Raw genomic sequence first — 1,948 nt, forward strand, 5'->3', positions numbered from 1 at the left:
GTCTACGGTGTCGGCCCGCTCGGCGCCGGCCTGCTCTTCGCGGTACGCGGCGCGGGAGCGTTGGTGGGGCCGATCCTGATGCGCCGGGTGCTGACCAACCGGGCCTGGCTGCTGCCCGGGCTGGCGTTGTCCATGTCGCTGTACGGCCTGTCCTACCTGGGCACCTCCGTCGTGCGCTGGTTTCCGTTGGTGCTGTTGCTGGTCTTCGTGGCGCACTTCGCGGGTGGCAGTAACTGGGTGATGTCGAACTTCGCTCTGCAGGGCGAGGTCCCGGACCGGCTGCGGGGCCGCGTCTTCGCCACCGACATGATGCTGGCGACGTTGGCGATCTCGGTGAGCCAACTGGCGGTGGCCCTGGTGGTGGACGTGGTCGACGAACGGGTGGTGCTCGCTGGCTGCGGTCTGATCACCCTCGTGTACGCGGTCGGTTGGCGGATCGCCACCCGCCGGCTCTCGCTCACCGATCCGGCCGCCGAGCCGGTCCCGGACCCGGCCGGCTGAGCTCGGCGATCCCAGGCAGCGGGCGCGGGCCCGGTTCGTCGGTCCCGGGCCCTAGCATGAGCGCGTGCCGACGAACTTCACCGCCGAGTCGGTCCGGGTCCGCGTCCCGGCGACCAGCGCCAACCTGGGCCCGGGCTTCGACGCGCTGGGCCTCGCCCTCGGGCTCTACGACGACCTGGCCGCCGAGGTCGCGCCGAGCGGTGTCCGGGTGACAGTGACCGGGCAGGGCGCCGGTGAGCTGCCCGACGACGACAGACACCTGGTGGTGCGGGCCATGCGCGCCGCGTTCGACGTGCTGGGGGCCCAACCCGGCGGGCTGAGCGTGCAGTGCGTCAACCGGATCCCGCAGGCGCGTGGGCTGGGCTCCTCGTCCGCCGCGATCGTCGCCGGGGTGCTGCTGGCCCGGGCCCTCGTCGTCGACGGGGAGCACCGCCTCGACGACGCCGGCACGCTGCGGCTGGCCGCCGAGATCGAGGGTCACCCCGACAACGTGGCACCGTGCCTGCTCGGCGGTTTCACGGTGGCCTGGTCCGAGCCGGGCGGTGCCCGGGCGGTGTCCCTGCCGGTCGCCGACGCGGTGCGGCCCACTGTTTTCGTCCCGGCGGAACGCGGACTGACAGCGACCGCGCGGGCGGCCCTGCCGGCCACCGTGCCGCATGGTGACGCCGCGTTGACGGCAGGGCGGGCGGCCCTGCTGGTGCACGCGCTCACCACGGACCCGGCCCTGCTGCTGCCGGCCACCGTCGACCGGCTCCACCAGGACTATCGCGCAGCCGGGATGCAGGGCACGTCTTCGCTGGTCAACGCGTTGCGCGCGGCGGGTGTGGCAGCTGTGGTCAGTGGGGCGGGGCCGACTGTCCTGGCGCTCAGCGAGCCGCCAGCGGACTTCCCGCTGGGAACAGACTGGGAGATCTGGCAGTTACCGATAGACGTCAGCGGCGCGCGGGTCGCCCGGGGTACACTTGGACACGCCGAGCGGGACCCTGTTGCCGCAGGTCGGAAGAGTTGATTACGCTCTAGACCTAGCACAGCCGCGAAGCACGCGATCTCCTGCGGGGCGGCGCACCCCCGAAGCTCTCGGCGGTCAGCCCGTCTACCCCTGCCCAAGGCCCACGCCGCGCCGCAGTTTCCACAGGTCGCCGCAGACGGCGAGACCTGCTCACCGACGTTGGTGAGTCGGGATACCGACCGGCTGCTGTGTCACAGACTCCCGCGACGCGTCCTTGCGAGGCGGGTGCACCGAGGCCGCCCGGCCACCTGAGTTCCGACTCCGGGCAGTCCCGGCCTATCGAGGGAAGGAATCCATTGAGCGACACCACCGACGTGACGTCGGATGTGTCCCACGGCGCTGGCGATGCCACCGCCGCCGCTCCCGCCCGTCGTCGGCGTAGCGGCTCCGGTCTGTCGGCGATGCTGCTGCCAGAGCTGCAGAGCCTGGCTGCGTCGC

General features: G+C 72.4%; 1 protein-coding gene and 1 pseudogene. Both read left to right on the top strand.

Annotated elements, in window-relative coordinates; all coding sequences use genetic code 11:
* Window positions 1-501: pseudogene (locus KBX53_RS31425) on the top strand (MFS transporter); the annotation flags it as partial.
* 64 nt (window positions 502-565) lie between these two features.
* Window positions 566-1,510, top strand: a complete 945-nt coding sequence (gene thrB / locus KBX53_RS31430; protein WP_030333142.1) for a homoserine kinase — start codon at window positions 566-568, stop codon at window positions 1,508-1,510.
* The last annotated feature ends 438 nt before the right edge of the window (window positions 1,511-1,948 follow it).

Source organism: Micromonospora sp. M51 (assembly GCF_018070305.1).
In the GTDB taxonomy this organism is placed as follows: Bacteria; Actinomycetota; Actinomycetes; order Mycobacteriales; family Micromonosporaceae; genus Micromonospora; species Micromonospora parva.